Source organism: Janthinobacterium sp. GW822-FHT07A03 (genome assembly GCF_058798815.1).
Genome location: NZ_JBXAKW010000005.1, coordinates 147,135 through 173,583, shown reverse-complemented (window position 1 = coordinate 173,583; position 26,449 = coordinate 147,135). Strand labels below are relative to the sequence as shown.

Annotated in this window: 24 protein-coding genes; 7 read left to right on the top strand and 17 right to left on the bottom strand. The window is 61.1% G+C overall.

What is annotated here, in order from left to right; translation table 11 throughout:
• Nucleotides 1-95 precede the first annotated feature (95 nt).
• Nucleotides 96-944 carry a posphoenolpyruvate synthetase regulatory kinase/phosphorylase PpsR gene (gene ppsR / locus AC1RJW_RS15635; RefSeq protein WP_326458628.1) on the top strand — a complete coding sequence of 283 codons (849 nt, stop codon included), beginning with the start codon at nucleotides 96-98 and terminating at the stop codon, nucleotides 942-944.
• 44 nt (nucleotides 945-988) lie between these two features.
• Here ppsR and AC1RJW_RS15630 read toward each other — a convergent pair whose 3' ends face one another.
• The 17 genes from AC1RJW_RS15630 to rpsB form a co-directional block, all read right to left on the bottom strand.
• Complete coding sequence (locus tag AC1RJW_RS15630) at nucleotides 989-2,203, bottom strand: aminotransferase class V-fold PLP-dependent enzyme (RefSeq protein ID WP_493045709.1); 1,215 nt, start codon at nucleotides 2,201-2,203, stop codon at nucleotides 989-991.
• Between the two features lie 22 nt (nucleotides 2,204-2,225).
• The gene (locus tag AC1RJW_RS15625; protein WP_493045708.1) at nucleotides 2,226-3,011 is read right to left on the bottom strand and encodes a TrmH family RNA methyltransferase; all 786 of its coding nucleotides are present in this window, start codon (nucleotides 3,009-3,011) and stop codon (nucleotides 2,226-2,228) included.
• A complete protein-coding gene (gene rnhB, locus AC1RJW_RS15620) occupies nucleotides 3,008-3,646 on the bottom strand; it encodes a ribonuclease HII (RefSeq protein WP_305051659.1) in 639 nt (212 codons plus the stop codon). Before rnhB ends, AC1RJW_RS15625 begins: the two co-directional genes overlap by 4 nt.
• Nucleotides 3,647-3,690: 44 nt before the next feature.
• A complete protein-coding gene (lpxB, locus tag AC1RJW_RS15615; RefSeq protein WP_493045707.1) occupies nucleotides 3,691-4,866 on the bottom strand; it encodes a lipid-A-disaccharide synthase in 1,176 nt (391 codons plus the stop codon).
• Nucleotides 4,850-5,641, bottom strand: coding sequence for an acyl-ACP--UDP-N-acetylglucosamine O-acyltransferase (lpxA, locus tag AC1RJW_RS15610; RefSeq protein ID WP_493045706.1), 792 nt, complete (start codon nucleotides 5,639-5,641; stop codon nucleotides 4,850-4,852). Before lpxA ends, lpxB begins: the two co-directional genes overlap by 17 nt.
• Before the next feature lies 1 nt (nucleotide 5,642).
• A complete protein-coding gene (gene fabZ, locus AC1RJW_RS15605; RefSeq protein WP_071077748.1) occupies nucleotides 5,643-6,137 on the bottom strand; it encodes a 3-hydroxyacyl-ACP dehydratase FabZ in 495 nt (164 codons plus the stop codon).
• Nucleotides 6,134-7,189, bottom strand: a complete 1,056-nt coding sequence (lpxD, locus tag AC1RJW_RS15600; RefSeq protein WP_493045705.1) for a UDP-3-O-(3-hydroxymyristoyl)glucosamine N-acyltransferase — start codon at nucleotides 7,187-7,189, stop codon at nucleotides 6,134-6,136. Before lpxD ends, fabZ begins: the two co-directional genes overlap by 4 nt.
• 61 nt (nucleotides 7,190-7,250) lie before the next feature.
• Entirely contained in the window at nucleotides 7,251-7,769 is a 519-nt protein-coding gene (locus AC1RJW_RS15595; protein ID WP_290602399.1) for an OmpH/Skp family outer membrane protein, read from the bottom strand.
• A 51-nt stretch (nucleotides 7,770-7,820) separates the two neighbouring features.
• The gene (gene bamA / locus AC1RJW_RS15590) at nucleotides 7,821-10,157 is read right to left on the bottom strand and encodes an outer membrane protein assembly factor BamA (protein ID WP_493045704.1); all 2,337 of its coding nucleotides are present in this window, start codon (nucleotides 10,155-10,157) and stop codon (nucleotides 7,821-7,823) included.
• Nucleotides 10,158-10,240: 83 nt separating this feature from the next.
• Nucleotides 10,241-11,602 (bottom strand): RIP metalloprotease RseP, encoded by a 1,362-nt coding sequence (gene rseP, locus AC1RJW_RS15585; RefSeq protein ID WP_493045703.1) that lies wholly within the window; start codon nucleotides 11,600-11,602, stop codon nucleotides 10,241-10,243.
• A complete protein-coding gene (ispC, locus tag AC1RJW_RS15580; RefSeq protein ID WP_493045702.1) occupies nucleotides 11,599-12,783 on the bottom strand; it encodes a 1-deoxy-D-xylulose-5-phosphate reductoisomerase in 1,185 nt (394 codons plus the stop codon). The genes rseP and ispC overlap by 4 nt, the downstream gene beginning before the upstream one ends.
• A gap of 8 nt (nucleotides 12,784-12,791) precedes the next feature.
• On the bottom strand, nucleotides 12,792-13,625 hold the full coding sequence (locus tag AC1RJW_RS15575) for a phosphatidate cytidylyltransferase (RefSeq protein WP_475414241.1): 834 nt from the start codon (nucleotides 13,623-13,625) through the stop codon (nucleotides 12,792-12,794).
• Nucleotides 13,625-14,392 (bottom strand): polyprenyl diphosphate synthase, encoded by a 768-nt coding sequence (gene uppS / locus AC1RJW_RS15570; RefSeq protein ID WP_493045701.1) that lies wholly within the window; start codon nucleotides 14,390-14,392, stop codon nucleotides 13,625-13,627. The genes AC1RJW_RS15575 and uppS overlap by 1 nt, the downstream gene beginning before the upstream one ends.
• A 99-nt stretch (nucleotides 14,393-14,491) precedes the next feature.
• A complete protein-coding gene (gene frr, locus AC1RJW_RS15565; protein WP_092715571.1) occupies nucleotides 14,492-15,052 on the bottom strand; it encodes a ribosome recycling factor in 561 nt (186 codons plus the stop codon).
• Nucleotides 15,053-15,218: 166 nt separating this feature from the next.
• The gene (gene pyrH / locus AC1RJW_RS15560; RefSeq protein WP_034752258.1) at nucleotides 15,219-15,935 is read right to left on the bottom strand and encodes a UMP kinase; all 717 of its coding nucleotides are present in this window, start codon (nucleotides 15,933-15,935) and stop codon (nucleotides 15,219-15,221) included.
• Nucleotides 15,936-16,083: 148 nt separating this feature from the next.
• Entirely contained in the window at nucleotides 16,084-16,995 is a 912-nt protein-coding gene (gene tsf / locus AC1RJW_RS15555) for a translation elongation factor Ts (RefSeq protein WP_086137734.1), read from the bottom strand.
• A gap of 158 nt (nucleotides 16,996-17,153) precedes the next feature.
• A complete protein-coding gene (rpsB, locus tag AC1RJW_RS15550; RefSeq protein WP_086137733.1) occupies nucleotides 17,154-17,906 on the bottom strand; it encodes a 30S ribosomal protein S2 in 753 nt (250 codons plus the stop codon).
• Nucleotides 17,907-18,306: 400 nt separating this feature from the next.
• Between rpsB and map the strand changes: the two genes are divergently transcribed.
• The 6 genes from map to AC1RJW_RS15520 all read left to right on the top strand — a co-directional run bounded on the left by map (nucleotide 18,307) and on the right by AC1RJW_RS15520 (nucleotide 26,426).
• Nucleotides 18,307-19,119 carry a type I methionyl aminopeptidase gene (map, locus tag AC1RJW_RS15545; RefSeq protein ID WP_493045700.1) on the top strand — a complete coding sequence of 271 codons (813 nt, stop codon included), beginning with the start codon at nucleotides 18,307-18,309 and terminating at the stop codon, nucleotides 19,117-19,119.
• A gap of 35 nt (nucleotides 19,120-19,154) precedes the next feature.
• Entirely contained in the window at nucleotides 19,155-21,722 is a 2,568-nt protein-coding gene (locus AC1RJW_RS15540) for a [protein-PII] uridylyltransferase (RefSeq protein ID WP_493045699.1), read from the top strand.
• Between the two features lie 41 nt (nucleotides 21,723-21,763).
• Nucleotides 21,764-22,513, top strand: a complete 750-nt coding sequence (locus AC1RJW_RS15535) for a pseudouridine synthase (protein WP_289915539.1) — start codon at nucleotides 21,764-21,766, stop codon at nucleotides 22,511-22,513.
• Between the two features lie 153 nt (nucleotides 22,514-22,666).
• Nucleotides 22,667-23,431, top strand: coding sequence for a flagellar brake protein (locus tag AC1RJW_RS15530; RefSeq protein WP_493045697.1), 765 nt, complete (start codon nucleotides 22,667-22,669; stop codon nucleotides 23,429-23,431).
• 357 nt (nucleotides 23,432-23,788) lie between these two features.
• Nucleotides 23,789-25,417, top strand: coding sequence for an NlpC/P60 family protein (locus AC1RJW_RS15525; RefSeq protein ID WP_493045696.1), 1,629 nt, complete (start codon nucleotides 23,789-23,791; stop codon nucleotides 25,415-25,417).
• A complete protein-coding gene (locus tag AC1RJW_RS15520) occupies nucleotides 25,410-26,426 on the top strand; it encodes a S1C family serine protease (protein ID WP_493045695.1) in 1,017 nt (338 codons plus the stop codon). Before AC1RJW_RS15525 ends, AC1RJW_RS15520 begins: the two co-directional genes overlap by 8 nt.
• Nucleotides 26,427-26,449 lie beyond the last annotated feature (23 nt).

Genomic DNA, 26,449 nt, shown 5'->3' with positions numbered 1-26,449 from the left:
GTTATTCTTGGCGTCGTGCAGCACAATCATACCGTTGCAGCCATTTTACCTTGTGCGGCGCAAATTGACGACGCACAATCTCGATCCGAAGACCCATGACACAAGAACCACGCCCTCCCCTGCCCCCTGCGGCCCGCACCGTCTTCTTCGTTTCCGACGGCACCGGCATCACCGCCGAGACCTTCGGCCACTCAGTGCTGACGCAGTTCGATCTGCGCTTCCGCCAGATCCGCCTGCCCTTCATCGATACCATGGACAAGGCCTACGATGCGGCGCGCAAGATCAACGAAGCCTTCGCCGCCGATGGCCAGCGCCCGATCATTTTCTCCACCCTGGTGAAGAACGACCTGTCGGCCGTGATCCGCAAGTCCAGCGGCATGCACATGGACCTGATCCAGACCTTTGTCGCCCCGCTGGAGCAGGAACTGGGCGTGATGTCGACCCACACCATCGGGCGTTCGCACAACATCGTCGACAGCGAGGAATACAAGAACCGCATCGAGGCGATCAACTATTCGCTGGCGCACGACGATGGCCAGTCGCACAAGAACCTGTCCTCGGCCGATGTCATTCTGGTGGGTGTTTCGCGCTCTGGCAAGACCCCGACCAGCCTGTATCTGGCCATGCAATACGGTATCAAGGCAGCCAATTATCCGCTGATTCCCGACGATTTCGAGCGCGACAAGCTGCCATCGGCGCTGCTGGAATTTAAGAATAAAATTTTCGGATTGAGCATTACGCCCGAACGTTTGTCGGAAATACGCAACGAAAGACGCGCTGGAAGCAAGTATGCGGCCATCGAAAACTGCCGTTACGAGGTCAACGAGGCGGAAAAGATGATGAAACGCGAAGGCATCCGCTGGCTCTCCTCGACCACCAAGTCGATCGAGGAGATCTCCACGACGATCCTGCAAGAGATCAAGCCGAACCGCCGCGAGTACTAGAACGCCTGACCAAACCTGCTGCGCGTGCGCTCGCTACGGTTTGGTCAGGTGTTCGTTTCTCTCGAAAGCACCGTCAGCGCCGCCACCAATTGGTCCAGTTCAGCGGTTGTGGTCGTGACGGCTACCGTCGCGCGCACGATGTCGGCATCGCCGATATTGCGCTGCACGGTGAATATGCCAAAGCGCTGCAGCAAGGCTTGCTGTAGCGTGCGCGCCTCCATGCCGTCGACGGCAAAGGCGACGAGCGCCGTGCCGCGTTTTACATCGAGCGGCGACAGGATGCGCACGCCGGGCAACTGCGCCACCCGTTCGACCCAGTAATTGCGCAGCCAGGCCAGACGTTCCGTCTTGGCCGGCGTACCGCCCAGGCGCGCATGGAAGTCCAATGCGGCGGGCGCGGCCAGGATGGCGCCGATCGGCGGCATGCCCATGTGCAGGCGGCTGCGGATATCGTCAAGCGGATAATCGTCGTCGCCACAATGCGGCTCGATCTTGTGCAGCTGCGATGCGCGGATATACACGACACCGAGTCCCGCCGGCGCCCCCAGCCATTTGTGCAGATTGAAACCGGCGAAATCGACACCCATGGCTTGCACGTCGACGTCGACCTGCCCCAGCGCATGGGCGCTGTCGAGCAGCACGTCGATGCCGTGTTCGCGCGCCAGCGCCATGATGGCCTTCAGCGGCAGTTGCTGCCCATTGGCCGGCGTCACCTGCGACAGCAGCAGCAATTTGGGCTTGACGGCCTGGCGCATGGCTTGCGCATAACGGGCGATGATCTCGTCATCGCCGATGGGCAAGCGCAAGGTGACTTGCGTGCTGGTGACGCCACGGCGCTGCGCCAGCCAGCGCATGGCCGTGCGCATGGCCGGATAGTCGAGATTACTCCACAGCACCGTATCGCCGGGCGCCAGGCCGTGGTATTGCGTGATCAGCACCTGCATGGACTCGGTGCCGCTGCGGGTCAGCAGGATCTCGTGCGGCTGCGCATGGATCAGCGCGGCGACGCGCTGGCGCAGAATATCCACATGCGTGCGCGTAAACTCGCCGCGCACGAAGGGACTCAGTTGCTCGTTGGTGTAGCGCACGGCCTGCTCGAAGGCCGCTTGCACGGGCGCGGCCATGGCGCCGAAATAGCCGTGTTCCAGATTGACGATGGCGTCCGGCGGTGCGGGATAGAACGCGGCAACCTGGCGCCACCAGGCCTCGTCGCGTGCGGCTCCGTCGGCGAGCAAAGGAAAAACCGGATAATCAGGCATGGCGGGCCTCGGTGTGAAAGTGTCAGGACTGGCCCTGGCGCAGCTGTTCGAAGAAGCACACGGCGGCGCAGGCGGCCACGTTCAGGGATTCGATCTGCCCCAGATGCGGAATGACCACCTGGTGCGTGGCCATCGACAGCAGGTCGTCGGCCACGCCCTGCCCTTCATGGCCGAACAGCCAGGCGACGGGCTGGCACAGGTCGACATCGTACAGGCGCTGCGTGGCGTAGCCGCTGGTGGCCAGCGTCGCCACCTTGGCGCCGGAAACCAACGCCGCCAGGTCGACGTTTTCAAAGATGTCGAGCACGAAGTGCGCGCCCATCGCCGCGCGCAGCACCTTGGGCGACCAGCAGAAGGCCGTACCGGCGCTGCAGTACACCTGCGTGATGCCGGCGGCGGCCGCGCTGCGCAGGATGGAGCCCACGTTGCCCGGGTCTTGCAGGTTATCGAGCAGCACGGCCGACACGCTCAGGGGCTGCGTGACGGCCCGTTCCGGCGTCTCGATGAGGAACATCACGCCCACGCCGTGCTCGACCTGGCTCACCGCGTTATACAGCGCATCGGGCAAGCCCAGTACGTGCGCGCGCTGGCTTTCCAGCTGGCCGACGATGTCCGCCACTTCGGGGTTCTGCAAGGCACTTTCGCTGACGATGCACTGCTCCGGCATGCCGCGCAGCTGCAGGTAGGATTGGCACAGGTGCACGCCGTCGAGCAAAGTGCGGCCCGACTTGCGGCGCGCCTGCGAACTGCCCGCCAGCTTCAATAAATCCTTGTATTGCGCATTGTCGCGCGAGGTAATCGTCTTCATGCGACCACCTCCTGCCCGCCGAACAGGGCGATCACGTTGCGCACGGGCGCGAACGAGCGGCGGTGCACGGGCGAGGCGCCGTGCAGGTGCAGGCGCTCCAGGTGCAATTTTGTGCCATAGCCCTTGTGCTGGTCGAAGCAGTACTCGGGATAGGCCGCATGCAGGTGCACCAGCGCCGCGTCGCGCGCCGTCTTGGCCAGGATCGAGGCGGCGGAAATCGAATCAACCTTGTCGTCGCCGCCGATGATGGCCATGCCGCGTATCGGCATCACGGGGCAGCGGTTGCCGTCGATCAGGGCCAGGGTCGGCACGGTCGTCAAAGCCTCGACGGCGCGGCGCATGGCCAGCATCGACGCCTGCAGGATGTTCAGGCGGTCGATTTCCTCTTCCGACGCTTCGGCGATGGCCCAGGCCAGAGCCTTGGCCTTGATCTGCGGCGCCAGCAAGTCGCGCCTGGCTTCGGTGAGTTTCTTCGAGTCTCGCAAGCCGTCGATCGGCTGGTTCGGGTCGAGGATCACGGCGGCGGCAAACACGGGGCCGGCCAGCGGACCGCGCCCTGCCTCGTCGACGCCGCAGATGATTTCATCGAGCGAGAATGGCAAGTCGTCAAACAAGCCGGGATAGATATTTTTCACGTTGAATCTTTAGTTGGTACTGCGGTTGAAGCGGTGATCAGGAACTACTTGCGGTTGGCGGCAATGACCTGCATGACGGCGTTGGCGCTTTCGCGCGCGCTGTCGCGCAACAGGCTGTGGTGCATGTCCGTAAAGCGCTGCACCAGGCGCAGACGGCCGGGAATGTCGCTCAACTGCTGCCACATGGCCTCGGCCAGCGCTTCCGGGCTGGCCGCGTTCTGCAGCAGCTCGGGCACCAGGTAATCGCGCGCCAGGATGTTCGGCAAGCCGATCCATGGCTGGTAGCCCATGTGGCGCATGATTTCCCACGAGGCGCGCATCATCTTGTAGGCGATGACCATGGGCTTCTTGTACAACGCCACCTCCAGCGAGGCCGTACCGGAGGCCACCAGCACCGCATCGGCGGCGCAGATGGCCGTGTGCGAGCCGCCATCCGTGAGCAATATCTCGACGTCCTGCAAGCCCGCCTCACGGATCAGCTGTAGAAAATACTGGCGCTGCTTCTCGCCGGCCATGGGCGCGACGAAACGCAGGGAGCGGTCGCGCGCCAGCAGCAGCTTGCAGGCGCCGACAAACGCCACGGTATTGTATTTGAGTTCGCCCATGCGGCTGCCCGGCATCAGGGTCACGACATTCGCGTCTTCGGGCAAGCCCAAGGTGCGGCGCGCGGCCGTCTCGTCAGGCTGCAGGGGAATCATTTCGGCCAGCGGATGACCGACATAGGTAACGGGCACCCCTGCCTTGCGGTAGATCTCTTCCTCGAAGGGGAAGATCACCAGCATGTGCGAGACGGCCTTGATGATTTTCTTGATGCGTCCACCGCGCCAGGCCCAGATCTGCGGTCCGATGTAGTGCACGGTGGGGATGCCGCCCTCCTTCAACTGCTGCTCGAGTCCCAGGTTAAAACCCGGATAATCGGCGCCGATGAAGACGGCAGGACGCTCCGCCAGCAGCTGGTCGCGCAGCGCGTTCTGGATGCCCTTGATTTCGCGGTAGCGGGGAATGATCTCGAACAGGCCGCGCACGGTCAATTTGTCGAGCGGCCAGTCGGACACAAAGCCCTGCTGGGCCATGTGCTCGCCGCCGATGCCGTGGAAGCGGGCGCCGGGCAGCTGCGGCACGAGGCCGGACAGCAGCCGGCTGGCCAGCAGGTCACCCGACACCTCGCCGGCGACGATGGCGACCGACAGGCCGCTGGACTGGTCAGCGGACGATGCCACGCGACGCCACGCCCAAAAATTCGCGCATGGCGCGAATGTGTTCCGCCACCTCGGGCGACGACGCCGCTTCTTCTTCGAACAGGGCCGCCTTGGATTCTTCCAGGGTCAGTCCCGAGCGATAGATGAGTTTATACGCGGCGCGGATGCCGTTGATCTGCTCGCGCGTAAAGCCGCGGCGTTTCAACCCCTCGATATTCACGCCGTGGGCCTGCGCCGGATTGCCGTTCAGGAGGACGAAAGGCGGCACGTCCTGCGTCAGGCTGGTGCTCATGCCGACAAAGGCGTGCGCGCCGATCTTGCAGAACTGGTGCACATTGGCGAAACCGCTCATGATGACCCAGTCGCCGATTTCCACGTGGCCCGCCAGTTGGGCGTTGTTCGAAAAGATCGTGTTGTTGCCCACCAGGCAGTCATGCGCCAGGTGCACATACGCCGAGATCCAGTTGTCATTGCCCAGGCGCGTCACGCCGCCACCCTGCACGGTTCCCGTGTTGAAGGTGCAGAATTCGCGGATGGTGTTGCGGTCGCCGATTTCCAGGCGCGTCGCCTCACCTGCCCATTTTTTATCCTGCGGCTGCGCGCCGATGGACGAAAACTGGAACAGGTGGTTGTCGCTGCCGATCGTCGTGTGGCCGTCGATGACCACATGCGGGCCAACCTTGGTGCCAGCGCCGATGCGCACGTGCGGACCGATGATGGTGTACGGATCCACCTCGACCGAGCTGTCGAGCTCGGCCTTCGGATCGATGACTGCCGTGGAGTGGATGGCCGCCATCTTACTGCCCCGCTGGCTGGCTCGCAGACTGGCTCGCATCCTGCGCGCTGCGGATGGTGCACATCAGTTCCGCTTCCAGCGCCACCTTGCCGTCGACCGAGCCGACCGCCTTGTATTTCCAGATGCCGCGCGAGACACGCAGGATTTCCACGTCCATCTTCAGCTGGTCGCCCGGTTCAACGGGACGCTTGAAGCGCGCATTGTCGATGCCGACAAAGTAAACCACCGAATTTTCGTCCGGTTTCACGCCCATCGACAGGAACGACAGCAAGGCCGCCGTCTGCGCCAGCGCTTCGATCATCAGCACGCCGGGCATGACCGGCTTGTGCGGGAAATGGCCCTGGAAGAACTCTTCGTTGACCGTCACGTTCTTGATGGCGGTGATGGTTTTGTTCGCTTCCCAGTCCAGCACGCGGTCAACCAGCAGCAGCGGATAGCGGTGCGGCAGCAGCGATTTGATGGCGAGGATGTCGAGGGTCTTTTTTTCAGTAGTCATTTTTCGTCTTGCGTGGTCAGTGTTTTAATTGTTTTTTCAAGCGCGCGGATCTTCTCGCGCATGCTTGACAGGTTGCGCACGATGGCGGCGCTCTTTTCCCAGTCGGCGTTCTTGGCCAGCGGATAAAAACCCGTGTACTGGCCCGGTTCCGCGATCGAGCGCGAGACCATGCTGCCCGAGCCCACGTGGACGCGGTCGGCAATGGTCAGGTGGCCCAGCACCATGGCGGCACCGCCAAAGGTGCAGTATTTGCCGATGATGGCGCTGCCGGCCACGCCGACGCAGCCGGCCATGGCCGTGTGCGCGCCGATATGGCAGTTGTGGCCGATCTGGATCTGGTTATCGAGCTTGACGCCATCTTCGATGATGGTGTCGGCCAGTGCGCCACGGTCGATGGTGGTGTTGGCGCCGATATCGACATCGTCACCGATCACCACCCTGCCCGTCTGCGGAATCTTGATATACACGCCGCCTTCGTTGGCGAAGCCGAATCCGTCGGTGCCGATCACGGCGCCCGAATGGATGATGCCGCGCTGGCCGATCACGCAGCGCGCGTGGAAGGTCACGTTGGCGAACAGCTGGGTGCCGGCGCCAATGACGGCGTCGCGGCCAATCACGCAGCCAGCGCCAATCACGCATGCAGGGCCAATCACGGCGCCCGCCTCGATCACGGCGCGCGGCCCGACCGATGCGGTCGGATCAACCTTTGCGCTGGCGTCGACAAAGGCGCCCGGGTGGATGCCAATCGGCGCCTTGATCTCGTGCAGGGCGGCAAAATACTGCGCCGCGCGCGCGAAATACACATAGGGATTCGGGGTGACGATGCGCGCGCCGGCGTAGTCGCCGCCGATCAGCGCGTCGTCGGCCGGCGTGAGGATCAGCGCCGCGGCACCGCTCTGGGCCGCCTGTGCGCGGAATTTGCTATTGCTGAGAAAGCTGATGTGCGAAGCGCCGGCGTCGGCCAGCGGCGCGATCCCTGAAACTTCCAGATTGGGATCGCCCGCCAATTGTCCGCCGAAGCGTTCGACCAAGTCTCCTAGTCGAGTGCCCATCTGATTACCTTTATAAGTACGCCTGCCAGCGCATGCACTGGCAGGCTTAAAACCATTTCGATTACTTGTCCAGCGCCTTCAAGACCTTGTCGGTAATGTCGATGCGCGGGCTGGCCCACAGGGCTTCCTGCAGCACGATGTCATATCCTTCGATATGCGCCATCTGCTGGATGATGGTGTTGGCTTTTTCCGCGATGGCGCTGCGCTCTTCGTTCGTGCGCTGGCTCAGGTCTTCGCGGAACTCGCGCTGGCGGCGCTGCAGCTCCTTGTCCAGCTCGAAGAATTCGCGCTGGCGCTTGGCGCGCTCCGCCTCGCTCAGGGTCGGCATGTCCTTTTCCAGGGCTTCGTTGGCCACCTTGAAGCGGGCCGCCAGTTCCTGCACGGCTTTTTCGCGCGAGCGGAACTCTTCGGCCAGCTTGGCGCTGGCCAGCTTGGCCAGCCTCGACTCGTTATAAATACGTTCGCTGCTGATCCAGGCGATCTTCGACTCCTGAGCCTGCGCCTGCACCGGCAACAGCGAACTCCAGCACAATGCGATCGCGGCAAGGGTCTTGGGCAGGGTAGCGGATGCGGTGTTCATGATACTCCATGGTCAAAAGGTAAAAGCTGTCGCCCCCGTTCAGATGGCCGGTTAGAAACCGGTACCCATCTGGAACTGGAAGCGCTCCAGGCGGTCCGTCGGCTTGGCGTTCAGCGGCTTGGCATAGCTCAGCTTGAGCGGGCCCACCGGTGAAATCCAGCTGATGCCCAAGCCAGCAGAATAGCGCAATTGCGAGATTCGCATTTTTTCGCCTTCCTGGTAGACCTGGCCGCCGTCAAGGAAACCGAACCAGCGCAAGCTGCGGTCATTGCCCGAACCGGGGAATGGCATCTGCAGTTCCGCGTTACCGATCAGGCGCGACGCGCCGCCCAAGGCATCGTTGGTGCTCGGTTCGACCGCGCCCAGCGAGGAACTCAGGTAGCCACGCACCGAACCGATGCCGCCGCCGTAGAAGTTCTTGAAGACCGGATACACGTGCTTGCCGATGCCGTGGCCGTAATCGAGCTCGCCTTTCAGCGCCAGGGTGACCTTGCTGAACAGCGGACGGAAATACTGGTGCTCATAGATGGCACGGAAGTACTTCTGGTCGCCGATCAGATCAGCCTCCAGGTTGACGCGCTGGTAGCGGCCGATCGATGGCGTCAGGGCGCTGTCGCGGCTGTCGCGCTGCCATGCCGCCGTCAGCGGGATGGAGTTCGTGGTAGCCGATCCGATACCGTCGGACGGGCCACCATTGTCGATCACGTACTGCTTGAAGCGGATCGGACTGGTGATGTCGGTTTCGATGCGCGAGCGCTCGGCACCGATGCCGAAGAAGACGGTGTCGACTTCCGAGAACGGCACGCCGAAACTGACGCGGCCACCGGTCTGCTTGATCTTGTAGCTGCCGATGTTCAGCGCCGGCGGTTCCGTCGTGCGCAGGTAGACTTCAAAGCTGCGCGAAATGCCATCATCCGTGTAGTACGGATTGGTTTGCGAAAACGCAATCGTGCGGCTGTAATGGCTGGTATTGAGTTCGATGCCGACCGTATTGCCGCTACCGGCGAAGTTGGCTTGCGAAATCGATGCCGACAGGGTGAATTTTTCCGACTGCGAGAAGGCGCCGCCGATCAGGAAGTTACCCGTTGGTTTTTCCACCACCGTCACGTTGACGTCGACCTGGTCGGTCGTGCCCTGCGCTTCCGGCGTGTCGATGGTCACGTCCTTGAAATAGCCGAGGCGGTCGACACGGTCGCGCGACAGCTTGATCTTGTTGCTGTCGTACCAGGACGATTCGAACTGGCGGAATTCGCGGCGGATGACTTCATCGCGCGTGGTGGTGTTGCCGGCGATATTCATGTGGCGCACGTAGACGCGCTTGCCCGGATCGATGAAGAAGGTAAAACCGACTTCATGCTTTTCGCGGTTGATCTCGGGATTCGCATTGACGTTGGCAAACGCGTAGCCGAACGTGGCCAGGCGGTCCTGAATGCGCTTGTTGGTTGCCGTCAGGCGCGCGCCCGAGTAGATCTCGCCTTCGCGCATCAGGTTCAGCGCTTTCAGCTCTTCTTCGCGGCCGAACATCTCGCCTTCGAACTTGGTGCCGGCGATCTTGTACTTCTCGCCTTCCGTGATATTGATCGTCAGGTAGATATCTTTTTTATCGGGCGTGATCGACACTTGCGTGGAGTCGACCTGCATCTCGATATAGCCGCGGTCCAGGTAGAAGGACTTGAGCGACTCGATGTCGCCCGTCAGCTTGGTCTTCGAATATTGATCGGCCTTGGTGTACCAGCTGAACCAGCCGCCCGTGTTCAGGGCCAGCTGCTCGCGCAGTTCCTTGTCGGAGAAAGCCTTGTTGCCGACGATGTTGATTTGCTTGATACGGGCCACGTCGCCCTCGTCGACGGCGAACACCACGTTGACGCGGTTGCGCTCGATCGGCGTGACGGTGGTGGTGATCTTCACGCCGTACAGGCCATGCGACAGGTACTGGCGCTTGAGTTCCTGTTCCGCGCGGTCGACGGACGCCTTGTCGAAAATCTTGGCTTCACCGACGCCGATTTCCTTCAGGGCCTTGACCAGCACGTCCTTTTCAAATTCCTTGGTACCGGTAAATTCCACGGTAGCGATGGCCGGACGTTCCTCGACCAGCACCACCAGCACGTCGCCATCGGCTTCCAGGCGCACATCCTTGAACATGCCCGTCGCATACAGGGCCTTGATGGCGGCAACGCTCTTCTCGTCGGAGAACGTTTCGCCGACCCGCACCGGCAGGTAGGCAAAGACGGTGCCCGCTTCAGTACGCTGGATCCCTTCGACCCGGATGTCCTTGACAGTAAATGGCTGGACGGCCAGCGCGTGGCCGGAACAGATGGCCATGACGGCGGCGCCGATCAGGCTGCGGCGAAAGGAAGGCAAGGCAAAACGAGCAGAATGTAATTTCATTGGGGTTATTCAATGGGTAAATCAATGGACAACATACACAAAAGATTGCTTGTGCGACTCACGCAATGGCATCAACCACCGCCCTAATTCAGCAATCGCAACACGTCATTAAAGACGGCAAGCACCATCAAGGTCAGCAACAAACCGATCCCCAGGCGCTGGGCAATCTCGCCTACGCGCTCCGGCAAGGGGCGTCCGGTCAAAACTTCCAGCGAATAATACAGCAAATGCCCGCCATCCAGAACAGGAATGGGTAGCAAATTCATCACGCCCAGACTGATACTGATGAAGGCGATGAAGCTCAGGTAGCTTACCAGGCCGATGCGCGCCGTCTGGCCCGCGTAATCGGCGATGGTAATGGGCCCCGTCACATTCTTCAGCGACACCTGGCCAGTGATCATTTTGCCCAGCATTTTCAGGCTCATGACACTGGTATCCCAGACCTTGGCGGACGCCTTGCCCACGGCAGAGAACGGTCCGGAGGCCACGGTGATCATATCCGGCACCTGTCCCAGCTTTGCCTGTATCTTACCAACTGTTACAGCTCCCTCTGCCCCGGCGCCCGGCACGGCGTCCGGCGTAATGGGCAAGGTCAGGTCCTGACCCTGGCGCAAGAGCTGCAATTGCAGGGTCCGGCCCGGCGCCTGGCTCAGGGTGGCGATGACGGCCGCCACGTCGTGCACGGGCTGTTCGTCGATGGCCAGGATCTGGTCGTTTTTCTGCAAGCCGGCGCGCGCGGCGGCGCCACCGGGCATGATTTCCATCAAGGTGGGCGCGGAACGGGCCATGGTCAGACCCAGCTTGCCCAGCACGTCGCCTTCCAGGTCCGCTTCCGTCAGGCTGGCCGTTGGCAAGGTCGCTTCCTGCTGGCCACGGTCGGGGCGGCGCACTTCGATGCGCGCCGGCAGCTTGTCGAGGGTGGCCTGGATCAGCTCCCAGCGCAGCTCGGACCAGCTGGCCACGGCCTTGCCATTCACCGACTCGACCATGTCGCCGCTGCGCAAGCCGGCCGTATAGGCGGCCGTCTGCTCGGCCACGGGACCCAGCTTGCTCGACGGCTCTTCGATGCCATGCATGAACAGGCCCGCGTACAGCACGATGGCGACGAGGAAATTGGCCAGCGGGCCGGCGGCCACGATGGCAATGCGGCGCCAGACGCTCTGGCGCGTGAATTCGCGGCGCAATTCGCTTTCCGGCAAGTCGCTGAGGTCTTGCGCGCGGCTGTCGAGCATGCTCACATAACCGCCCAGCGGCAGCGCGGAAATCGCCCATTCCGTCTGGTCCTTGCCAAACTTGCGCGAATACACCACTTTTCCCATGCCGATCGAGAAACGCAGCACTTTCACGCCGCACCAGCGCGCCACCAGATAGTGGCCCAGCTCGTGCAGGGTAATCAGCGAACCGAGCGCGACGATAAAGGCCAGCAACGTGGTGATGAGCGTCATGCAGCCAGCCTTTGCGCGATGTACGCGTGCGCGGCCGCTCTGGCCAGGCGGTCCTGCTCCATCACGGCGTCGATGCTCGAAGCGGCGCCGTGCGGCACCGTCTCGATAACGTGCGCGATGACGCGGTCGATCTGGCGGAAGCCGATCCGCTCGTCGAGGAAAGCTTGCACGGCCACTTCATTGGCCGCGTTGAGCAGCGCCGGCGCCGTGCCGCCCGCGCGCAAGGCGTCGAAGGCCAGTGCCAGACAGGGGAAACGGCGGAAGTCGGGACGTTCGAACTGCAGGGTGGCCACTTGTGCCAGGTCAAGCTGCGCCACGCCAGAATTGATACGCTGCGGATAGGCCAGCGCATGCGCGATGGGCGTGCGCATGTCCGGATTACCCAGCTGGGCCAGCACGGAACCGTCGATGTACGAGACCATCGAATGGATCACGCTTTGCGGATGGATCAGCACCTCGATCTGGTCGGCCGGGGCGCCGAACAGCCAGTGCGCCTCGATCACTTCCAGGCCCTTGTTCATCATGGTGGCCGAATCGACGGAAATCTTGCGGCCCATGGCCCAGGTCGGATGCTTGCATGCCTGGTCCGGCGTGACCTTGTCGAGCGTCTCGACGTCGCGCGTCAGGAAGGGACCGCCGGAAGCCGTCAGCACGATCTTTGCCACGCCGGCGGCGCCAGGCGCGCGGCCATGGGCGTGCGGCATGCATTGGAAGATGGCGTTATGTTCGCTGTCGATGGGCAGCAGCACGGCGCCGTTATCGTGCACGGCATCGATGAACAGCTGGCCGGACATGACCAGCGCTTCCTTGTTCGCCAGCAATACTTTCTTGCCGGCACGCGCTGCCGCCAGGGTGGGCGCCAGGCCGGCGGCGCCGACGATGGCCGCCATCACGCCCGTCACTTGCGGTGCGCTGGCGATGGCGCACAGGGCTTCCTCGCCGTACTCGACTTGCGTATCGACACCCTGCCCGCGCAGCAAGCGCGTCAGTTCAAGGGCGGCATCCGCCGTGCCGACGACGGCGCGCCGGGGACGGAATTGCAGGCACTGGGCGGCCAGTTCGGCCACACGGCTGTGGGCGCTCAGCGCATACACGCTGTATTGCTCGGGATGACGCGCGAGCACGTCCAGGGTGGACACGCCGATCGAGCCGGTCGCGCCTAGAATGGTGATGTATTGCATGAGTTTCCTTAAAGCCAGCTGGCCACGAGGGCGGCAAATGGCAGGACCGGGATCAACGCGTCGATACGGTCGAGTACGCCGCCATGGCCAGGCAGCAGCTTGCTGCTGTCCTTGATGCCGGCGCGGCGCTTCAATTGGGATTCGAACAGGTCGCCAACGATGCTGGCGGCGACGAGCAATAGCAGCACCAGCAAGGCCAGCGGCCAGCCACGGCGCAATTGCAGCTGCACGGCGAAGGTGTCTTGCAGCACCGGCAGCGATGGCGCGGCCACGATGGTGATGGCGGCGATGGCCAGCACGGCGATGCCGCCGCCGATGGCGCCTTCCCAGGATTTCCCAGGAGAAATACTCGGCGCCAGCTTGCGCTTGCCGAAAGCCTTGCCCGAGAAATAGGCGCCGATATCGGCGATCCACACGAGGGCCATGACGGACAGCAGGTATAAAGGGCTATGCAGGAACAAGGCGATGATGGCGACGAAGCAGCCGACGATGGTCACCGGATACACCAGGCTGAGCAAAGTATTGCCCAGACCTTCGGTAGGCGGCAAGCCCGTCGCCAGCGAGGGCACGAAGCGGATCAGCCAGATGGCCACGCACAGGGCGAACCAGAAATTGAGCTGCGCCATGCCGTTACCGACAAAAAACGTATAGGCGAAGGCGGCGGTCCAGACGGCGGCGATCGGCAGCGCCTGGCGATTTTTGAAGATGCGGAAGCTTTCCCAGACGGCGGCGCCGAAGAACGCCGTGGCGATCACGGCGAAGGCGGGGAAATAATTCAGATACAGAACCGGCAGCAAGACCGCCAGAAGGACCAGGGCGGTGATTATCCGTGTTTTCAGCATCAGTTTGTCTTTTCAGTTAGTTGCGCGCTGGTACGGCCAAAGCGCCGTTCGCGCTGCTGGTAAGACGCGATTGCCGCGTCGAGGCACTCGTCATTGAAGTCGGGCCAGAAAGTCTCGGTAAAAAACAACTCAGTGTACGCCAGTTGCCACAGGAGGAAATTGGAAATGCGCTGCTCGCCGCCCGTGCGGATGAACAGGTCGGGCTCGGGCGCATAGGCCATGGCCAGGTGCGGCGCCAGTTGCTCTTCCGTGTAAGCGTGCCCGTCAGGCTGGCCCTTGGCGGCAGCCTCGGCCGTCATTTTGTTGACTGCCTGCATGATGTCCCAGCGGCCGCCATAGTTGGCGCAAATCGTCACGGTCAGGCGCGTATTGCTGGCCGTCTTGCGCTCGGCGTCCGCCACCAGTTGCTGCAACTGGGCATTGAAGCGCGACATGTCGCCCACGACCTTCAGGCGGATATCGTTGGCGTGCATGCGTACGACCTCGCGTTCCAGCATCGTGACGAACAGGCCCATCAGCATCGACACCTCTTCTTCCGGGCGGCGCCAGTTTTCCGAGCTGAAGGCAAACAGGGTCAGATATTCGACACCCCGGTCGAGGCAGGTCTCGACGACACGGCGCACGGTGTCCGCGCCCTTGACGTGGCCTGCCACGCGCGGCAGGAAGCGCTTGGTTGCCCAGCGACCATTGCCATCCATAATGATTGCCACATGGCGCGGCACCGTGCCCACCTCAGGTACTGCCGTTGTCGAACTCGAATAGATCATGAAAACACGAATACCAAAAATAAAAGATAACTATTATGCGCCAAATAGCACTGCCCGGAAAAGCCATGCTTTCCCGGGCAGCGTCAAAAGAACTGAAAACTAGACCGTCAGCACTTCTTTTTCTTTGTCGACAACCATCTTGTCGATGTCGGCAATAAACTTGTCCGTCAGCTTCTGCACTTCTTCCGACGAGCGGCGCTCATCGTCCTCGGAGCAGGCTTTTTCCTTGACCAGTTTCTTCAGCGACTCGTTCGCATCGCGGCGAATGTTACGCACGGCAATCTTCGCGTCTTCCGCTTCACTCTTGACCAGCTTGACCATTTCCTTGCGGCGCTCTTCCGTCAGCGGCGGCGTCGGAACGCGGATCAGGTCGCCCTGTGCCGACGGGTTCAGACCCAGGTCGGCGTCACGGATGGCTTTTTCGATGGTGCTGGCCATCTTCTTCTCGTACGGCTGCACACCGATGGTGCGCGCGTCGATCAGGGTCACGTTGGCCACCTGGGTCAGCGCCGTCGGCGAACCGTAGTACTCGACCATCACGTGGTCCAGGATACCCGTATGGGCGCGGCCGGTACGCACTTTGGCCAGATCGGCCCGCAGTGTTTCCAGCGACTTCGTCATGCGTTCCTGGGCATTCTTTTTAACGTCAGCTAAGGACATTGCTGTACTCCTTGTCTTGATAATAATGAATATTGCTACTTCGCTTGCGATGAAAACACCAGCGCAGTCGGGAGTGCCGAAAACCGTTCAGGGCAAGGCGCTGCGCCGAATGTACGGCAAGGCACTGCAACGCAGCCATGGACGGCTTCTCGGTGCTCCGCTTCCCTTATACGTGAACCAGGGTGCCTTCGTCTTCGCCCATGATGACGCGCATCAGCGCGCCTGGCTTGGTGATCGAAAACACTTTAATGGGCAGTTTCTGGTCGCGGCACAGGGCGAATGCGGTGGCATCCATCACTTGCAGGTGCTTGGCGATGGCGTCGTCGAACGTAATCGTGTGGAACAGGGTGGCGTTCGGATCCTTCTTCGGATCGGCCGTGTAGACGCCGTCGACCTTGGTGGCCTTCAGGACGATCTCGGCGCTGATCTCGGAACCGCGCAGGGCGGCTGCCGTGTCGGTGGTGAAGAACGGATTGCCGGTACCGGCGGCGAAGACGACCACTTTACCTTCTTCCAGGTATTGCAGGGCTTTCGGGCGGACGTACGGCTCGACCACTTGTTCGATGCCGATGGCCGACATGACGCGCGCGGTGATACCGACGTGACGCATGGCGTCGGCCAGGGCCAGCGCATTCATCACGGTGGCGAGCATGCCCATGTAGTCGGCGGTGGCACGGTCCATGCCTTGCGCGCCAGGCGCGACGCCGCGGAAGATATTGCCGCCGCCAATCACGATTGCCAGTTCCACACCCAACTTCGCCACCTCGGCCACATCGGCCACCATGCGCTCGATCGTGGCGCGGTTGATGCCGTAGGGATCATCGCCCATCAGGGCTTCGCCGGACAACTTGAGGAGGACGCGCTTGTAGGCTGGTTTTGACATGAGCTGGGGCTCCATAAATGAGGTTATTCGAGTATGACATGGCGCAGCGCCTTGCAGCGCCGGATAGGCGGGAGGAAGCTGCCCATGCCGCCGCCCGGCACGACAGGTGCGGGCGGGCCAAAAAAACGGGCCTCTCGGCCCGCTTTACTTACGCTCCCTGGGAGGCAGCCATCTGTGCTGCGACTTCTGCTGCGAAGTCGTCTTGCTTCTTCTCGATGCCCTCGCCTACCACGTACATGGCAAAACCCTTGACGCTGGTGTTAGCCGCCTTCAGCATTTGCTCAACCGACAGCTTGTCGTTTTTCACGAAAGCCTGGTTCAGCAGCGAAACTTCTTTCAGGAACTTCTGTACGGAACCTTCCAGGCGCTTGGCCAGGATTTCCGGCGATTGCGCTGGCTTGCCTTCGGCGGCCGCTTTGGCTGCGTCTTCTTCGGCTTTCAGTTGGGCAACCGAACGCTCTTTTTCGATCAGTTCCGCTGGCACTTCGTTCGACGACAGCGATACTGGCTTCATGGCAGCGATGTGCATGGCCACGTCTTTGCCTACTTGCTCATCGGCGCCGTCGAATTCGACGATCACGCCAATGCGCGAACCGTGCAGGTACGAAGCCAGCTTGGCGCTGGTTTCGAAACGCTGGAAGCGGCGGATGGTCATGTTTTCGCCGATCTTGCCGATCAGGGCAGCGCGCACTTCATCCAGGGTCTTGCCGTCGAGTGGCAGGGCCAGCAGGGCAGCTACGTCAGCCGGGTTGTGTTCCGCTACCAGACGGGCAGCGTTGTTGGCCAGTGCCAGGAAATCGTCGTTTTTCGCAACGAAGTCGGTTTCCGAGTTCACTTCGACCAGGGCGCCTACGCCGTTGGCGATGTAGGTTGCCACGACGCCTTCAGCGGTGATGCGCGCCGATGCTTTCGATGCCTTGCCGCCCAGCTTGACGCGCAGGATCTCTTCCGCACGCGCCATGTCGCCTTCGGCTTCGGTCAGTGCTTTTTTGCATTCCATCATTGGTGCGTCGGTTTTGCCGCGCAATTCGCCTACCATCGCTGCTGTAATCGCTGCCATGTGTTTCTCCTGATTCGGTGAGTCGATAGTCGCGGCCGGGCATGCATGCCTCGCCAGCTGTCACTATCGTTTTTTTGTTAAAAAAAAGGGGGAGCTGCTGCCACCCCTTTTCCCTTACTGCTGTGCTTACAAACGGCTATCCTGCGATAGCCTGGCCATTAAGCCTGTTCGTTCACTTCGACGAATTCGTCGCCAGCGGCTGCTTTAACCATTTCAACAACTTCGTTACCGGCAGCTGCACGGCCTTCGATGATTGCGTCAGCAACACCGCGAGCGTACAACATGATGGCTTTCGAGGAGTCATCGTTACCTGGGATCACGAAGTTCACGCCTTCTGGGGAGTGGTTGGTATCGACAACGCCGATGACCGGGATACCCAGTTTAGCTGCTTCGGTGATCGCACCTTTGTGGTAGCCGACGTCGACGACGAAGATTGCGTCAGGAACGCCGCCCATGTCCTTGATGCCGCCGATCGATTTTTGCAGCTTGATCATTTCGCGGGAGAACATCAGCGCTTCTTTTTTCGACAGCTTCTCGATCGAACCGTCTTCGATCATCACTTCCATGTCCTTCAGACGCTTGATCGAGGTTTTGATCGTCTTGAAGTTGGTCAGCATACCGCCCAACCAACGTTGATCAACGAAAGGCACGCCAGCGCGTTGTGCTTCAGCAGCGATGATTTCGCGAGCTTGACGCTTGGTGCCAACCATCAGGATGGTGCCACGGTTTGCAGCCAGTTGACGCACGTGCTTCATTGCGTCCTGGTACATCGCCATGGTTTTTTCCAGGTTGATGATGTGGATCTTGTTGCGATGGCCGAAGATGAACGGTGCCATTTTTGGATTCCAAAAACGGGTTTGGTGACCAAAGTGGACACCGGCTTCCAGCATTTCGCGCATTGTTACGGACATTATTAACTCCAGGGTTGGGTCTGGAATCCGATCAGTCACCATACAGGCACCCTTGTCGATCGGATTCGCGTGTTTATATAAATTAAAGACACTGTTTTACTGCATTGCTTAAAAGAGAATTCAAGCAACCCGGGATTCTACACTGAAATGCCCGCAGCATCAAGTCCGCACCGCAAATCGCGCGCCCGATGGAAACAGCCAACGCACCACGATGGTGCAGGGCGTGGCGGCACCGCCTTTTCATCCGCTTTCCACGCATAATTCCCCTCCCGGCCATAGGAAGGAGGCGGCGGATTCAGGGCGCCTCGTTTATAATTTCGACATATTTGCAGACTTTTTCTCATACAGCAGGAATCGTCTGTGCTTTTCACCTGAATTCTTGCAGATTGCGAATTACACCATGTCCACCATCCGTATCAATACCGCCGCCGACATCGAAGGCATGCGCGTTGCAGGCAAGCTCGGCGCCGAAGTTCTCGACTACATCACCCCCTTCGTCAAGGTCGGCGTCACGACGGGCGAACTGGACCGCCTGTGCCATGAATACATGGTCAACGTGCAGGGCACCATCCCTGCCCCGCTGAACTACTGCCCGCCCGGCTACACCCCCTACCCGAAGGCCATCTGCACCTCCGTCAACGATGTCATCTGCCATGGCATTCCCGGCGACAAGGTCCTGAAAAGCGGCGACTCCGTCAACCTCGACATCACCGTCATCAAGGATGGCTACCACGGCGACAACAGCCGCATGTTCCTCGTCGGCACGCCGACCATCCTGGCCAAGCGCCTGTCGGAAATCACCTATGAATGCATGTGGCTGGGAATCGACCAGATCAAGCCGGGCGCCCACCTGGGCGATATCGGCCATGCCATCCAGCAGCACGCGGAAAGAGCCGGCTACAGCGTGGTGCGCGAATTCTGCGGCCACGGCATCGGCAAGGTCTTCCATGAAGAGCCGCAGGTATTGCACTACGGCAAACCAGGCACCCTGGAACGCCTGGAAGCGGGCATGATTTTCACCGTCGAGCCGATGATCAACTCGGGCCGCCGCGAAATCCGCGAAATGAACGATGGCTGGACCATCAAAACCAAGGACCGCAGCCTGTCGGCGCAATGGGAACACACGGTGCTGGTCACGGAAACGGGCTATGAAGTGCTGACCGTCTCGCCCGGCATGCCGCCGCCACCCGCCTTGATCCTGAACAAAGCCTGATTCTTCCATCCCACGCACCGCCACCCAGGGCCCAGATGAAAAAGCAAGTTCGGGAACAGCTGAAGCAGCAACTGAAAGCCGACCGCCAGGTCGTCATTGCGGCCTTCCAGGCCGACGGCAAGCCTGAAAAACTGCTGCGCAGCCTGCGCCACAGCGTCGATGGCGTGCTGGCGCGCGCCTGGCAGGAAGCGGGCTTGCCGCCCGGCACGGCCCTGGTGGGCGTGGGCGGCTATGGCCGCGGTGAACTGTTTCCGTATTCCGACGTCGACCTGCTGATCCTGCTGCAACAGGCGCCGGACGCCGCCACGCAGGAAAAGCTCGAGGAACTGGTGCAGCTGCTGTGGGACCTGGGCCTGGAAATCGGCCACAGCATCCGCACGGTCGACGAGTGCCTGGTGGAGTCGAAGGCCGACATCACCGTGCAGACGAGCCTACTCGAAGCGCGCCTCGTGTGCGGCAACGCGGACTTGTTCGCGCAATTGCAGCAGCGCTATGACGCGGCGATGGACCCGCAGGCATTCTTCCAGGCAAAAACGGCGGAAATGCGCCAGCGCCATGCCAAATACGAAGACACGGCCTTCAGCCTGGAACCGAATTGCAAGGAAAGCCCGGGCGGCCTGCGCGACCTGCAGGTGATCCTGTGGGTGGCCAAGGCAGCCGGCCTGGCCAATTCCTGGCGCACGCTGGCCACGGGCGGCCTGATCACCCTGACGGAAGCGCGCCAGCTGATGGAAAAGGAGCGCGCCTTCAAGGATATCCGCGTGCGCCTGCACCTGCACGCGGGACGGCGCGAAGACCGCCTCGTGTTCGACGTGCAGACGGCCATCGCCGAATCGCTGGGCCTGCAAGCGACGGGCAGCGGGCCGCACATGCGCCGCGCCAGCGAATTCCTGATGCAGCGCTATTACTGGGCCGCCAAGACGGTGACCCAGCTCAACACGATTTTGCTGCAAAACATCGAGGCACGGCTGTTTCCGCAAGACGACGTGGCCGTGCCCATCAACGAACGTTTCAATGAAGTCAACAGCCTGATCGACATCAGCGCCGACGATACCTTCGAGCAATACCCTTCGGCCATGCTGGAAATCTTCGTCCTGATGACGGAACGCCCGGCCCTGAAGGGCATGACGTCGCGCGCCACGCGGGCCCTGTGGCACGCGCGCTTCAAGATCGACGCCGCCTTCCGCCAGGATCCCGTCAACCGCGCCCTCTTCCTGCGCATCATGCAAGCCCCGGTCGGCATCATCCACGCGCTGCGGCGCATGAACGAGATGAGCATCCTGGGGCGCTACCTGCCGAATTTCCGCCGCATCGTGGGCCAGATGCAGCACGACCTGTTCCACGTGTACACGGTCGACCAGCACATTTTGATGGTGGTGCGCAACATGCGCCGCTTCACCATGAGCGAACACGCGCACGAATACCCGTTCTGCAGCCAGCTGATGGCCGATTTCTCGCAATCGTGGCTGCTGTACGTGGCAGCCCTGTTCCACGACATCGCCAAGGGCCGCGGCGGCGACCACTCGAAGCTGGGCGTGGCCGACGCCACCCAGTTCTGCCAGGACCACGGCCTGTCGGCGGAGGACACGGAACTCGTCGCTTTCCTGGTGGAAAATCACCTGACCATGTCGCAAGTGGCGCAAAAGCAAGACTTATCCGATCCGGACGTCATCGCCGCCTTTGCGAAAGTGGTCAAGGACGAACGCCACCTGACGGGCCTGTACCTGCTGACGGTAGCCGATATCCGCGGCACCAGCCCGAAGGTGTGGAATGCCTGGAAGGGCAAGCTGCTGGAAGACCTGTACAAGATCACCTTGCGCGTGCTGGGTGGCGAGCCGCACACGGCCGACCGCGAGCTGAAGAACCGCCAGCAGGAAGCGCTGGCCACCCTGCGCCTGTACGGCTTGCCGCCCGATGCGCACCTGAAACTGTGGCAGCAGCTGGACGTGGCGTATTTCCTGCGCCACGACGCGTCCGACATCGCCTGGCAGACGCGCTCGCTGTATGACAAGCTCGACAGCAAGTTGCCGGTGGTAAAATGCCGGCTGGCGCCCATCGGCGAAGGCTTGCAGGTGGCCGTGTACATTCCCGACCAGCCCGATCTGTTCGCGCGCATCTGCAGCTATTTCGACCGCAAGAATTTCAGCATCCTCGACGCAAAGATCCACACGACGAAAAATGGCTATGCGCTCGACACCTTCCTCGTCACCGAGCAGAACTTCGCCAAGAGCTACCGCGACATCATCAGCCTGATCGAGCACGAACTGGGCGAGCTGCTGCAGTCGCAGACGCCGCTGCCGCCGCCGGGCAAGGGACGGCTGTCGCGCCTGTCGCGCACCTTCCCCTTCCAGCCGACGGTGGACTTGCGCCCCGATGAAAAAGGCCAGTACTACCTGCTGTCGGTGGCCGCCAATGACCGCACGGGCCTGCTGTATGCGATCGCCAACGTGCTGACCAAGTACCGCATCAACTTGCACACGGCCAAGATCATGACCCTGGGCGAGCGGGTCGAAGACGTTTTCCTCGTCGACGGTCCCGCGCTCAACAATGCCCGCAACCAGATATTGCTGGAAACCGATTTACTCGATGCGCTGAAAGTGTAAGCTTTCCGCGCAGCGCCTACCCTTACTGAAACTGAAACAACATGACCGAAGAATTATTACGCTTGTCCAAACGCATGTCGGAACTGGGCCTGTGCTCGCGCCGCGAAGCCGATGAATGGATCGCCCGCGGCTGGGTCCGCGTGGATGGCAAGGTGGTGTCCGAGCTGGGCAGCAAGGTCTACCCCAGCCAGCGCGTCACCGTGGAACGCCAGGCGGCGGCCGAGCAATCGAAGCGCGTCACCGTGCTGATCAACAAACCGGTCGGCTACGTCAGCGGCCAGGCCGAAGACGGCTACACGCCCGCCGTGGCCCTGATCAAGGCGGAAAACCGCTGGGCGGAAGACCGCAGCCCGGAACAGTTCCACCCGACCCAGCTGCGCAGCCTGGTGGCCGCCGGCCGCCTGGACATCGATTCCGTCGGCTTGCTGGTCCTGACGCAGGATGGGCGCGTGGCCAAACAGCTGATCGGCCACGATACCGATATCGACAAGGAATACCTGGTGCGCGTCAGCTACACCAAGGGCGGCACCCTGCCCGACAGCGAACTGAAAAGGCTCAACCACGGCCTGTGGCTCGACGGCAAGCCGCTGCTGCCGGCCAAGGTGCGCTGGCAGAATGAAGACCAGCTGAGCTTTACCTTGCGCGAAGGCAAGAAACGCCAGATCCGCCGCATGTGCGAAGCCGTGGGCTTGAAAGTGCTGGGATTGAAACGCGTGCGCATCGGCAAGGTCAAGCTGGGCGACTTGCCGACGGGCCAATGGCGCTATCTGAGCGCGGACGAGCAGTTTTAGCGTACCTGCAGCCAAATGGCATGCCACGCGGCATGCCATGCTGCATAAGCAACAGGAATATAGTGATATAAAAACAATTATTGTGATTTACTTAGTAAATATTGCCTTAAACCTATACACTATTCCCCATTAGAATAAAAGAGATACGCTGTCGTGAACGATCCTATCCCCAATCCCCTGCGCAAAGGCGCGCCCAGCCTGGCTGACGTGGCCGAGCCGATGGCGCCCGGCACCAAGCCGCACCATATGAGCGATCCGTGGGATATCGGCGAAACCCTGTGCAGCCTGGCTGACAATGGCGATGCCATTTCCATCTACCCGACGGGCGGCGAAGACGTCATCATGGCACGCATCCTGTCCGTCGATGATGACTTGCCGCAATTCGTACTGGAACTCAATGAAGGCGCGACCCTGCCGCCAGGCGGCGCCACGTTTGTGTCGTGGGTGCAAAGCGCCAAACTGCAATTCACCATCAATGGCGAATGGCAAGCGTATCCCGAGCGGCCGAACGTCTACCTGACAAACTTCCCCAGTCATTGCCTGGTGCTGGAACGGCGCGAATCGGCGCGCCTGGAAACGCCGCTGGGCGTGTACTACCTGGCCGCCTTCGTGCTCGAGGGGCGTCCGTATGAATTGCAGCTGTATGATTTCTCGGCCGGCGGCATCGGCATGCGTGCCCACCCGCGCGACACGGTGGGCCTGTACGTGGGGCGCAAGCTGTCGCGCGTGCGCCTGGAACTGGGGCCGGACAAGGTCATGATCGCCGACCTGGAAATCCGCCTGTCGCGCACCTTCCGCTCCTTCCTGCTGGGCGAACAGGTGCAGATCGGCTGCCGCTTCCTGAACCTGACGGATGCCATGCAGGATGAATTGAAAGCCTTGCTCGATAACCTGGGCAGCAGCCGCAAGGTGCGCTGACCACGGCACCACCCGACTTGAACCCAGCTGCCGCAAAAAAAGTGGCCGCACAGCATCAGCTGCGCGGCCATTTTTTCATCCTGCGCAGTCCGCCTGACTTACCCGTAATGGTGCGCGCAATCAAGCCACCTGCCCACGACGCAATCCCATTCTTCCCACACCAACGGCAACCACAAGGCTGCGCAAAAATGCCTGGAACTTTTTCGCGCGTACAAGGTGATGTGGCTCAATATAGAACACTACAGAAAGCGCATCTTCGCTGCTAATCTGAGATACCACCCATCCCGAACAAGCGACCACCGTGCCGGAGGAAAAATGCACTCCCTTTCCCAATTATTCGGATTCCCGGCATGTTTAATGGCCGTCTCCCTCTGTGTCCATGCGCAAGCGCCACTCGGCATCGCACTGGAGGTTGGCAGCGGCCCGGGCCAGGTCGGCCTGGAAATCCACCCCAACGAGGAATGTCGGGGACCTGCCGCCATTACCAGTGCGGGAGCGGAAAAGATAGCGGTACTGGATAAGGTCAACGGCAAGATAGTCGTGTTTGCGGATGGCGGTACGCGCGATGTCCCGTTACCATCCGACTTACTCGAGCCTGGTGATTTTCTTGCCACGTCCCAAGGATTTCTCGTTATCGGAGCACTCGGAGATGTTGTGATTGTGAGCCGCATGGGCGCTGTGCTGGCTCGCACACGCACCGGCTACAATGCCGAAGCAGGGATGCCACGGCTGGTAGCACTCGCGGACGGTTTTGCGCTTGAAGACCTGAATGGCAAACGCACGACGATCAATCTGTCGAAGGAACAAGCAGGCGCGCCGTTGGCAGCCAAGTTGGCCGCTGCCACATCGTATGCAGTATCGGCACCGCGTGCTAATTCCAACGAGATCCTCATCGAATCGCCCCAGATAACCGGCCCGCTTGCGAAGATCCGGCTCACCTCAAGCATGCGTATCGTCGATGCCAGGGTTCTATGGGTCGATGAAGGGCAAGGCGCGCTGGTTGCCCTGCATGAAAGCCGGCGCTTGCCAGATGAAGCGGCCTTCGTGCGCCTCGTCAAGGTCAACGCCTCCAGCATTGCGGACGCCGAGGCCTACGTGCAGCCGGCGGCTTTCGCCTGCGACGCCCGCCGCCCCTATGTACGCCGCGACGATGGAACGGTGCTGAGCCTGATGTTCCACGAGAAGACCATGCGGCTTCAGTCACTCCTGTTTTTCCAGATGGGAAAGGCGGAGCCCCTGGCGCTGGCGCCACAGCTAGCAAGCGCCACGCTCATCGCAGAATACGATGACAGCCTGCGTGAACTTGAGCGCCTCAACGACGTTTACGATGCCAGCAACATCGCACTGATACCGATCAGCGCATCGCAAATCCTGGCACGTGCCCGCGCGCCACTGGAACTCGTATGGCGGCTGCAGCCCAGCGCATTCGAACAACGCGCGGTCGCCAACTTGTGTGAGCCACCCGACAACACATGGCGCCGCCCGCGCCGCCTCGATAATTTACTCAACAAAGACGTGACTGGTATCCCATACCGCTGGGGCGGCTACATGAGTTCGCTGAGCACCTTCGCAAGGCACCTCGACGCGGGCAGGCTTGCAGGCGACGACTGTACCTGCCGCCACGCAAATTGCATTTATCCCAACAGCACAGGCATGGACTGTTCGGGATTTGTCTCATATGCATGGAATACGGGGCGCTACTTCACCACAGGCAGCCTGCCCGGTAGCGCAGTAAGCAAACCCATCACCTGGCACGACTTATCCCCGGCAGACATCATCAACAAGCCACGCAACCACGTGCGCCTGGTCGAGTCAGTCCACGCCGGGCCGGCGGGTCCCGTGGTAGTCGTGATCGAGTCGACGGCCAACCTGTCGTGCGGCGGTGTCTGCCGCAGATCTTACACGCAGGCCGAGCTGCAGCAAGCCGGGTACAAGCCACTACGCCGAGTTGCGCTGAGTCCAGCAAGTGGAGATCAACATGAATAAAATCTTCCTGATTTGTTTGCCAGTTGTCGTGCTCCTCACGCCAAGGTCAGAAGCACAGGATATGCAGTGCCTGTTCACGGTCAACCGGCCGGCCACGGTACAAATCAAGTATGAGTATTCCACGCCCGATGGCGACGGCGTCGATTACGGGAGCGGATTCATTGTCTCACCCTCGGGCCACGTCATTACGAACGCCCATGTCATCAGCCCGCAGATAAAAGATGTGAAGATCAATTCGGCAACGGTGACTGCGCGCGTAGGCTCCCGTCTCAATCTGCCTGTCGAGGCAAGCATCATCTCGCGCGATCAGGACTCCGATCTGGCCTTGCTGAAGTTGCCTATGGCGCCTGGCGCTGCGCCGTGGCCGACGGTAACGATCGCCTCGCCTGACAATATCGTCGTCGGCACCACGTTAACAGCCCTCGGCTTTGCTGGCGCGAGCGACCTGGCGCTGGTGCCAGCCGGGCAAAAAACAGCGGAAAATACCATACTCGACGGTCAACTAAAACCGTGGTGGCAAACCAATCTGGCGCTTAATCCAGGCAATAGCGGAGGTCCGGTCTTTGGCCGATATGGCACGGTGGTAGGGGTTGCTGTGGCGATCAACAATGGTGGCCAATTGGTCACTTACATCATCCCGATCACACGCGCCCAGCACCTGCTGACGGCCGCAGGGGCGGGAGTAAAAAAATCCGCCACATGCGCTGACTTTCCCGTTTGCCAACATCCCAGCCATGGCATAGAGCACTATGCCATCGATGAGCTCAAGAACGAGTGGTCACCATGGCGAGGAGGAGGATATAACCGCACGGCCGCCTGCAATGACTATCAGCAACAGCTAAAAAGTGCCTACCCGACCGCCACTCTGACCTTTATCCGCGACGACGAAGATAGCCGGGATACCGGTTTCAGGCATTTTGAGTATCGCTATTTCTGCGAATTTCGCAGGCAGGAAAATCCGATCTACATGGCAAAGCAAAGTGAGGCGTGCATGGAATCTGAAAAATAATCACTGACGCCCCAAGGTGAGGC